The 10,327-nt window shown below is 37.4% G+C and carries 10 protein-coding genes; 1 reads left to right on the top strand and 9 read right to left on the bottom strand.

Annotation, left to right across the window (positions count from 1 at the left end; translation table 11 throughout):
• Positions 1-36: 36 nt before the first annotated feature.
• From V7149_RS11800 to V7149_RS11780, 4 genes are all read right to left on the bottom strand, one after another.
• Positions 37-216 (bottom strand): hypothetical protein, encoded by a 180-nt coding sequence (locus tag V7149_RS11800; RefSeq protein WP_335345825.1) that lies wholly within the window; start codon positions 214-216, stop codon positions 37-39.
• Between the two features lie 49 nt (positions 217-265).
• On the bottom strand, positions 266-685 hold the full coding sequence (locus V7149_RS11795) for a site-specific integrase (RefSeq protein WP_335345824.1): 420 nt from the start codon (positions 683-685) through the stop codon (positions 266-268).
• A gap of 468 nt (positions 686-1,153) precedes the next feature.
• The gene (locus tag V7149_RS11790) at positions 1,154-1,906 is read right to left on the bottom strand and encodes a GTP cyclohydrolase II (RefSeq protein ID WP_335345823.1); all 753 of its coding nucleotides are present in this window, start codon (positions 1,904-1,906) and stop codon (positions 1,154-1,156) included.
• A gap of 1,179 nt (positions 1,907-3,085) precedes the next feature.
• Complete coding sequence (locus V7149_RS11780) at positions 3,086-4,063, bottom strand: L-lactate dehydrogenase (protein ID WP_335345822.1); 978 nt, start codon at positions 4,061-4,063, stop codon at positions 3,086-3,088.
• Positions 4,064-4,255: 192 nt separating this feature from the next.
• Here V7149_RS11780 and V7149_RS11775 point away from each other — a divergent pair, with 192 nt between their 5' ends.
• Positions 4,256-4,429 carry an H-type small acid-soluble spore protein gene (locus tag V7149_RS11775; RefSeq protein ID WP_335345821.1) on the top strand — a complete coding sequence of 58 codons (174 nt, stop codon included), beginning with the start codon at positions 4,256-4,258 and terminating at the stop codon, positions 4,427-4,429.
• 103 nt (positions 4,430-4,532) lie between these two features.
• Here the strand turns inward: V7149_RS11775 and V7149_RS11770 are convergent, their stop codons facing one another.
• The 5 genes from V7149_RS11770 to V7149_RS11750 all read right to left on the bottom strand — a co-directional run.
• Positions 4,533-5,144 carry an FHA domain-containing protein gene (locus V7149_RS11770; RefSeq protein WP_335345820.1) on the bottom strand — a complete coding sequence of 204 codons (612 nt, stop codon included), beginning with the start codon at positions 5,142-5,144 and terminating at the stop codon, positions 4,533-4,535.
• A 4-nt stretch (positions 5,145-5,148) separates the two neighbouring features.
• Positions 5,149-7,611: a protein kinase domain-containing protein gene (locus V7149_RS11765; RefSeq protein WP_335345819.1), complete on the bottom strand. Its 2,463-nt coding sequence runs from the start codon at positions 7,609-7,611 to the stop codon at positions 5,149-5,151.
• Positions 7,612-7,633: 22 nt separating this feature from the next.
• A complete protein-coding gene (locus V7149_RS11760; RefSeq protein ID WP_335345818.1) occupies positions 7,634-8,359 on the bottom strand; it encodes a PP2C family protein-serine/threonine phosphatase in 726 nt (241 codons plus the stop codon).
• Positions 8,359-9,609: a trypsin-like peptidase domain-containing protein gene (locus V7149_RS11755; protein WP_335345817.1), complete on the bottom strand. Its 1,251-nt coding sequence runs from the start codon at positions 9,607-9,609 to the stop codon at positions 8,359-8,361. Before V7149_RS11755 ends, V7149_RS11760 begins: the two co-directional genes overlap by 1 nt.
• Positions 9,610-9,627: 18 nt before the next feature.
• Positions 9,628-10,327 (bottom strand): PP2C family protein-serine/threonine phosphatase (locus V7149_RS11750; RefSeq protein WP_335345816.1); only part of this gene is annotated, 700 nt, incomplete at its 5' end.

Below are 10,327 nucleotides of genomic sequence, written 5' to 3'. Positions count from 1 at the left end.
GTTATTTAATGTTTTGATGTTTGTAATGCTCTATCATCAGCTTTCTAATAATTTTGGATTTGACTTCGAAAGTTCTAAAATAAAGTCTTCTGAAAATGGGAGTCCTGCTAATAAATCATTATTACCTCTCTTCCCCATTTCCTCGTGGTCTATGGATGGGAAATCACCCTTTTCTTCTGTAACACTTTGTTCTAATTCTAATTCAATTTTGGTCAATTCCTCTTTGATCTGTTGGATTTTTCGTTTATGTGTTCTAAGATAAAGTTCAACGTTGGCCCCAGAGCTGTGTCCAATTGATGGTTTCGACTGACATTCCTTGTTCATCTAAGAGTGTGGCAATCGTATATCGAAAACCATGAGGAGTTATCCTCTCTTCTCCTTTCCAATTCAGAAATTCATTCACTTTATTGACCGCAGCATTCAACTGCTTATTTTTAAGCGGGTAACCCTTAATCACATAACTAAGTGGATCGTCATCATTCAGTTTCATTTCTTCTACGTGTTTCCGTAGTTCTTGCAATAAAAGAGGTGGAAGTGGCAACACCTGCATCTTGTTTTTCGAATTCTTAATTTTTTGATTGTAAATAATCAAACCCTCTTCCAAATTAATGTTTCCCACTTTCAATTTGGTAATGGCCTGGTTACGAAGGCCCGTAAGCAGAAGCAGTTTAATTGTACAATCCATCTATTTACAAGACTTAAGTGTGGCACATTTTCTAATATTGATTCCATCATATCGTTTTTTATAATAGAAAGTAGATGATAGTTTAAATGAGTTGAAGAATTTTTTATGTAATTTGCACCCGTAATTGTCGTAGAAGAAGTTGAAGTAATACAATTAATGAAACACTTACTGATTGTTTGAAATTTTGACATTAGAATTTTCGCCTATTTAACTAATTTTGGGTTTATAAAGAATAAAAAAACCGTAGCTAAATTAAAAGCTATGGTTTTTATCGATGAACTGGTGGGCTGCTTAACGATTAAAATAATTAGCAATTCAAGTTATAAAAATTTATATACCTAGTTATAAAAACAGCAAGTAGAACCCAACCAACTCTGATTGGGTTTTGTGATTTATACAAAACAGATGTCCTTCTTACCTCTTTCAACGCTTATTCATTTATTTAGACGAATTCCACTTAAATCATTGTTAATCATTACAACAAGTCCCTTTCTCTTCAATATGACCAGACTTATTAACTTTTGTCTTCAAATACTTCTCGTTATATTCCGAAATATCCCCCCAAATAGATTCTCTACCTGAAACCTCAAGACCTGCTGTTTTTAATGCTTGAAGTTTTTTAGGGTTGTTGGTTATAAGTGTAACAGGTTTTGTGCGTAATGCTTTAAGGACAAGAATTGCATCTCCATAATTTCTAGAGTCATCAACAAAACCAAGTGCCTCATTGGCTTCAACAGTGTCATAACCATTCTCTTGTAAAATGTAAGCCATCGCCTTACTAAATAAGCCAATTCCTCTTCCCTCATGGTTAGCTAGATAAAATAAAGCACCATTCCCGTGTTCTGAAATCATTTTCATGGATTGCTTTAATTGGAAACCACAATCACATCTCTTACTACCAAAAATATCGCCCGTATGACAGATAGAATGCAATCTAATAATAGCATTATCGTCATATTCAAAATCACCATAGACTAGGACGCTGGATTGTTGTAGCTCGGCTAGGTTTACAGAAGATAATTTATCAATAATCCTTTCAAAATCCTCCGTTACCTCATCACAATTCAGCCAGCAATACCAATGGAAAACAACAGTATCTCCATATAAATTAACAGGAAGCCTAATCGGACCAACTAAATAAATAGCACGTTTATTGGTCTTAATTAATTGGATTTTGTCTTCTAAAACCCCTAAGACTTTAGTGTCGAATGTTTTTTTCATATTCCGATCTCCTTTTTTAAAATAGTATTTACTACGACAACAAATAAACTCATGGAATTGTGGCAATCTTACTTTTTTTTCTTATAAGAAACTTTTTTTCATCCCTTTTACATTTTTAGTTAGCTGACAAAAGGTTTCTCTAGACCCACTAGATGTTTTTGTTCAATAATATAAATGTAATTAATTAAACGGGGGAAAATTACGTAAGAACAAGCATATTGGATTTAAAAAGAGTAGAACACTTGAGGGAAGCATGTACAAAAAGATACTGAAACTATGACACAAAATTACTAAATATCGTGTAAACCTCTGTTATTCCCGCACTTGCTGCTCATTAATCTATTGGCATATTGAATTTATTAATTGCTGTTTTTAGATCCTCGTTTCTAATATGAGTATAAATCGTTTCAATGGAAGAATGTCCAGGTCGTCTTAGCTTTGGTACATCATTTATTTCAGCTTGTTATCTTGTAGCAACAAATGGCGCAACTTATGTACAGATTAAGAAGGTTTACCGAATGCTGTGGCGTTAGCAACCTAGTAGGTAACTTTGTGTCAATCTACATAAGAGTTGCCCTTTTACGTCAAAGAAATTGACATAAGGTACCTTTCCTTTCTTTTTCTTTTGCTAACCCTTCTCCTTTAGGAAAAAATAGAAAATCATATTCATCAGAAGTAGTAATAGGTTTGCTTTTATTTTCCAAAATATTCAGCTCCATTTAGATAGGATAGACTTAAAGATAGACTTGAATAAGCTTATAAAACAAATGTTTTCTATAAAAAAGAGAGGTTTCTACACCTCTCATTTACAAATATTATTTAAACAATACCTAAGTTCCTTAAGCATCAGCTCATTTTGACTGGGGAACTGCAATCATTATGCCTTGTATAAAACTTTAATTTCCCCTTCCGTTTGGAAACAATTAGTCTAATCCCGTCTACTTTCTATTCACAGAGATAATCAGTATTATTATCTTCAATTACAACGTCTCTTTCTTTAAAGGCATAGATGAGCTAGGGATTAATTCTTCACTTTCAATCACCCGGGTTTTCTTGGCAATGCTCTCCCTCCTTAAATAATTTTCTAGTCTCTTATACATATTACACAAACAAGTGTTCTTGTTATTAATCTTTTAATATATTAAAAAGTCCCCACCTTCAGAGATGGGAACAATTACATTACAAATAGTCCTTGCCAGTCTTAGCCACTATCATCGTATCCTGAATATACTTTGCTGATTTATGCAGCCACTCAGTTTCCTGCTCGTCCAATTTAATTTCTAATTGCTTTTCCACGCCATTTCGCCCAATTACACATGGCATGCTTAGTGCAACATCTCCATCATAGCCATATTGCCCATGTAAGGTTGTGGAAACTGGATATACACTACGTTCATCAAGCATGATGGCTTTTGCTAATGTAATTGCGGCCTGGGCCACTCCTGCATTTGTCCACCCTTTATTATTTAAAACAGCAAATGCTTCTTTAACGACCTGCTGACCCATTTTCTCTCTGTTTAAAGGTTCTTTTCCATCAAAAACTTGATCCAATTCACCTTCTCCAAACCCATTCACATTTAAGCGGCTAAAAACAGGGAAGGCTGTATGGCCGTGCTCACCCATCATATATCCTGTTACACTTTTTGGATCAATATTGTAATTCGAAGCAACGACATAGCATAAACGGGCAGAATCCAGCATCGTCCCAGTTCCAAAGACACGACCCTTCGGATAGCCAAATTCATTTTCAGCAATGTAAACCATTGTATCTAATGGATTTGTAATCATGATCACAATGGCTTCCTTCGTATACTTAGTTATCCCAGTCATTACCTCTCGAATAACCTCTGCATTCTTTTCAGCCAACAATGCCCGGTCTGGCATTGCATCCTCATCAGTTTTCAGGACACTTGGACCAGCGGCACAAATAATAACATCTGCGTCTGCACATTCTGAATAATCACCTGAACGAACTGTCGTGTTGGACATATATGTAAGGGCAGTTGCGTGAGATTGGTCTAATGCTTCGCCAAAAGCAACTTCCTCTCTACAATCAATAACAACAATTTCAGAAAAAAGGCCAAGCTTCATAGCATCGGCTAGAACGTATGATCCAACATGCCCAACGCCAACGATGACTAATTTATTTTTTTTCATCCTAATACCTCCTAAGCTTTCGTCAAAGATGTTACCTTTAAATAATATTTCACAAAAATAGCTACAAGTAAATGGTTTAAGACGATTATTTGATTGAATAATTAAAAATATTAATATTCATACGGTTAATGCCGTATTTTCCCCGCTAAATAGGAAACATTATACTTGGCAGTCAAAGACAGGAGGGAAAAAATGAATAAGCAGCGTGCAAAACAAATATCAGAATCACCAGAGATACATAAAGTTACGTATAACGGCAAGCAAGTTTATATTCAGCATGTAAATGAAGATGATACAGCAAGAATTTACCCCCTGGATGATCCATCAAATGAGCAGGATGTGTCTTTGTCTCAATTAAAAGAATAACCAACAGAAAAGGCGTTTTCCTGATTACTTTTCTAAAGCAGGAATGCGCCTCATTTAAAAAATAATATTAATCTTAGCCTTTTCGAATTAATGATTTCATCTCTTAATCCCAAACAAACCTTTCCCCACAAAATGGAATAAACATCAGCTTTGTTTTCCCAAGCTCAATGACGTCATATGGTTTCAGTTCGTCAGCTGTTATGACCTCTTCGTCATTTAAATAGACAAGTCCCCGTGATTCACCAGGGTACACTCGGAATTGACGTTTTTTTGGACTAAAGCTTACAATGGCATGATTCTCTCTAGAAATTGCTTCATCCCCTGCAATACAAATATCCATTTTATCAGATCGGCCGATAAAGTTTCGTTCACTTCTTATCCGAAAATCCTTGCCTTTATCCGGTCCCTCTACACACACTAACCAACCAACTACTGGATCAATCCCCATTTGCTTGCGGAAAACAGCTACCGTTTTTCCATCCTGTTGGTTAGGTGGAACAGGGGTATTTCGAATATCATTTCGTATCTTGGCTACGGTCTTGCCTAATTCATCATTTTCATTTGGGATCTTTGCCTGAGTTTTGGAAGGGTCATTTCCAGCAGGCTGCCTCATCGGCATTGTCATCCCAAGATTTAAATCAATATTGACCCCACAATGAGGACATAAACTATGTTTGGCTTCATCATAATAATGACCATTTATACACCTTTTCACGATCCTATCCCCCTTCTACCTCAGTTGCGGAAATAAGCCACTTAAAAATGCCGTCTGAACGAATAAAGCTATGAATTAATGTGCTTTTCGCTTCGAAATTTTGCGTACCGTCCTTGTAAGTCAAGGTTTGAACTACTTTTGCTTTTGCAGTCTCTCCTTGTATCTCTAAAACTTCAATACTTTCAATTGTTGCTTGGATCTCGTCATAGGTTTCAAAGAAACTAGTAATGCTCTGCTTTGTAAGGCCTGCTGAACTTGGATCAATGGTACTTAAATAGGTCTCTACATCCTCATCCTCAAACGCAAACCCATTAGCGTAAATGGTGATTTCGATTTCCAAATCATCAGAGTAAACGTCTGTTCCTTGGTTATTATACATATCTTCAATCTTTTCCATATCGGGATGTGTCAGATTATTCTCTTTAAAATATTTAAAATCTGCTAAAACAAAATCCTTAAACGATTTATTTTCCGAAAATATTTCATCTTGATGTGAAGAATAAAGGGCTAATGCCGCATTAAATTGATTAGAAAATAAATAGGCATGGGCAAGATTCGCTTTAAACTCAATATTGCCCGGATCGAGCTCGAGCGCCACTTCTGCTGATTCGATCGCATCGTCAGACATTTTATTTAATAATTGAATATAGGACAACATCCCGTAAGAGTTTGCTAACTCAACATAATCATCTTGAAAAACAGGATCATCTTCAAGCAATTCCTCTAGTATATCCACACTTTCCTCTATATCTTTAAGTGCATTTTCGTAATAACCTAAATTACTTTTGATAAGAGAAATATTTCTATATAATACGCCTATCGAATATAGGGCATCAAAATCATATTCATTCACTTCATAAAGAACCTTTGCCATATCCCTAGCTTGAATATAATGTCTTAGCGCATCCTCCTGTTCATTTTTAATATCTAGGTTATAGCCTTTATCCCAATATTCATTTACAATTGAAAGCTTCTTAATTTTTATGGTTTCTTCATCGACTGGCAGATCTATTCCCTTACTAACTTCTAGGTGGACTAAATCGTTTTCATTTACCTTTTGGTCGGGGTTTATAGATTGCTTTATTACCCATCCTTTTTCGAGGAATAAACTTTCAACATAAGTGACATTACCGAACTTTAATCCTTCTTTTGCTAATAGTTCCTTTGCTTCTTCCTCGCGGATATCCATAATATTTGGAACAGTTACTTGTTTGGTAACAGGTTTAGGGGCTTCCTGAGTTTTATTAACGGCTACTGGGGCATCCTTCGTTTTCACTATTTCTTTTCCCGCTTTTGCACCGAATAGGATGGTTGCAGCAAAAATACCAGCAAACAAAAGGATCGCAACCGCCGCTCCTCCGCCAATCCAAACCCATTTTGAAATTCCTGTTTTCTTTGCCGATTCTTGATGCTGGGAAACTGTCGCCTTCGTTACCTGCTTAACTGGTCCTTTACTATTGATTTCATTCGTTTTATTCGAAACGGGCGCTGATTCATGTAAATTCTCAAGCAGCTCCTGCTGAAATTCTTCCATTGACTGGAAGCGGTCTGTTGACTTTACAGATAATGCCTTCATCAGTGCGGCTTCTGCTTTTGCAGGAATATCAATACCAAGCTTAGATGGTGGAATGATAGCATCCTCTTCTAACCGATCAAGAGATTCAGGTGGTACATGACCAGCAATGGCGCGATAAAATGTAGCAGCCGTTGCATATACATCTGTCCAAGGTCCTTGTTTTCCTTTACTTCGGTATTGTTCTTCTGGTGCATATCCAGGCTTTAATATAACGGAAATGCTTTTACTAAATTCTGTTATGGCGTGGCGAGCCGCTCCAAAATCCAGTACTTTAACTTGGCCTTCGGCGGTAATGTAAATATTATCCGGACTAATATCCCGATGAAGTGTTTCTGACCGGTGAACCTCCCTTAATGCATCCATAACAGGCATCATGATCATAAGGGCAGTTTGATAAGAGACTTTTCCTCCCTGCATTTCTAGGTACTGCTTGAAATCGACACCTTCTAAATAGTACATAACTAAATAGGCCGTTCCATTCTCTCTAAAGAAATCCCGTACTCCAACAATTCCAGGATGATTATTATATTGAGCCAAAGTTTTTGCCTCATCTAAAAACTTATTCAAGCCATGCTCAAAATGAGAATTAAGACTGCCTGAGAATACGGATACCATCGTATGCCCAGGAGATCTTGTTGCAAAATCCCGAGGCATATATTCTTTAATGGCAAGCTTCATATCGAGATTTAAATCCCATGCTAAATACGTTATGCCAAAACCTCCATGTCCAAGAACTCTCCCCAAAAGGTATTTCTTATGCAGAATCGTTCCAGGCGGTAAATGCTGTGGTGCTTCTGCGGCCGACTCTGTAACCCAGCCACAGTGGGGGCATATATGATCGGATCCCTTATCCCCCATACACCCTAAACAAAGATGATTAATATCCGCCATCCCTTCACCTCATTCTGACAAATTATTCACTTACAAACACAGCAATGGCGCTGTAATTATCATTGTTTTCGAGAGTACGCCCCTTTAGATTAATCTCCATTAATTGAAGCCAGTCTGAAGGAGTTGAACATATTAGCCTAGTATTCTCCATTTCTTCTTCTGTGATATATTCCCAAAACCCATCAGAACATAGCAAGAAGGAATCCCCAGGATAAACGGTCATTTCATTTTCAGGAAAAGTTGCTTTGACAGCTCCTTCTGACCCTAACACTCGAAATAACCGGTTCCGATCCTCGTGAAAGCGAATTTGGTCGGCTGTTATTTCTCCTGCATTGACAAGAGCTTGGCATACACTATGATCCTTTGTTTGTACCATTACCTTTCCATTCCTGATCATATATAGACGGGAATCTCCTACATGTGCCCATGTGGCAAAACTATTTTTACATAATAGGACAACGACGGTCGTTCTCATTGGTTTTGCAGTTGTTTCTAATAGTAGATGTTTGCGGATAACCTTTTGTGTTTGTTCAATGCCTTCCTTTAGCCATTGAATATCATTTCTCATCTGGGATTCTTGTAAAATAGTTTCTACCGCAAGTCTTGATGCAACCTCCCCAGCCTGATATCCGCCAAGTCCGTCAGCAACTACCCAGCATCCACCGTTTTCCAACTCATTAAAACCAATGAAATCTTGGTTAACTTCCCTTCCGCCTTTATTTGATATTGAAGCTGAGCTATACTGCATTATTTAATCTCCCAGCTTACTTCAAACATATTTTCCTTCGAGGTTAAATAAAAGCGATCACCTGAACGCAATTGAGTTATTTTCCCTTGGGGAATCCGTTCACCTGATACAAGATATGTCCCATTAGAACTGTGATCCTCAATCATGAACGTCTGATTATAATGATCATATCGGATCGTACAATGCTTCCTGCTAATCTCTTCAGAATTATGAGGATAAACAAACTGGCATTGCTTTGCATCCCGTCCAATTGATAAATGAGTCCCATTTAATTCAATTGTTTGGCCGGCAAAATAACCAGAAAGTCCCTTTAATTTTGGCACTGAACTTGGAGAGGAAGGTATAATAGGAACAGAAGGTGCTGCTTTTCCAGGTTTATTTCCTTTTTTCCTTGTCATTAAAATGATCACGACAATGATAATAAATAAGAAAAGTAAACCTGCTGCAGCTATTCCGATTATCCACCATATAGCTGTAGATTTTTCTTCAGTATCGTCAACTATTACTTCGACAATCGGATTACTGGCAGTTAAATAGTTAATTCCTCTAGATTCTAGCATTGGAATCAATTCTTCGATTTGGACGGCTCCATTTATCCCAGAAGCACTAGTAACTCCAAATGTATTAATCCCGATTACTTGACCATTTACATTTAGGAGCGGACCACCAGAATTTCCAGGATTAATATTGACGTCAATTTGCAAGATCCCCCTGCCGCCTTGGGTAGATATTTTACTGATAATTCCTTTCGTGATCGTTACATCATTAGGTTCACCAGATGGAGTATCATCGATTAAATCTGCATCTCCAGGGAAGCCTAAGGCATATACCTCTTGGCTTGCTTTTACCTCATCACTATTTCCTAACTCCATAGGAGGCCGTTTAAATAGATCCTGCGACAATTCTAATATAGCCAAGTCCTTAATTTTGTCATAAGCGATAACAGTCGCTTCAATTTGGTCCTCCTTTGAAAGGAGAATCGTGACACCATTTAAATTTGGTTCTACAACATGATAGTTAGTGACGATATGACGGACAGGCTCTGAATTGCCAACAGCAAAGCCAGTTCCTGTATATAAGCCTCCATCTGAACCATAGCAAAGAATCCTTACTACACTGTTTCTAAGCTCATCTATCGATCTAGATTCCGCAATTGCGGCATGAGAATAAAAAAACAGTATAACAATGGAACATAGGAAAGTAATTAAAGTCCTATGAAAGGAGCTATTCCGCTTATTCATTTTTGGCATTTCCATCCCCTCTTCCCTTTAAATCTGTCCTAAAGTCAAAATGGCTACAGTCGCATTATCTTGATGAGGCTTTTGTTTCTTTAGCACCAACTCAATTAATCTATCTGCTGCTTCCTGTGTTAATAAGGAACTGCATACATCCATCATCTCCTGATTTGAAACAGATCCATAAAGACCATCGCTGCAGAGGATAATGGAGTTCCCCCTTTCAAGCGGAATCGGGTCTAATGAAACATCGAGCTCCTCGATTTCCTCTAAACCTAGAAAACTCGTTAAACTTTCTCTTTGAGGATCATTTTCTGCTTCCTGCCGGGAGATTTGACCAGAAGCTACTTTTTCCTCCAGCTCTTTAGCATAAATATGATCCGTAGTCAGCAGCTTTACAGTATGATTTTGGTACAAATAAATTCGGCTATCTCCGACAGATAACCAGTACAATTGATTCTTGAAAACAACGGTAGCAATTAGTGTTGTCCCGACTCCTCCTTCTAACCCATTTTGTTTGGCAAATGCTTTAACTGATTTATTGGCCTCTTGAACTGCAGATACTAATTTATCCGGTATAGAGTCTATTTCAATGGATTCCTGATAATGTTTGACAAAAGTTTGTACTGCAAGGAAACTAGCTTCCTTTCCACCTATAAATCCACCCATTCCATCAGCTAAAACCGCGAGAACTCCATACTTATTCATGAATGGCTGATCATGAATATCTGTG

Source organism: Bacillus sp. JJ1503 (assembly GCF_036965125.1).
Lineage (GTDB): Bacteria > Bacillota > Bacilli > Bacillales > Cytobacillaceae > Cytobacillus.
Note: the sequence above shows the minus strand (reverse complement) of the source record. Positions and strands in the feature narration are given on the sequence as shown.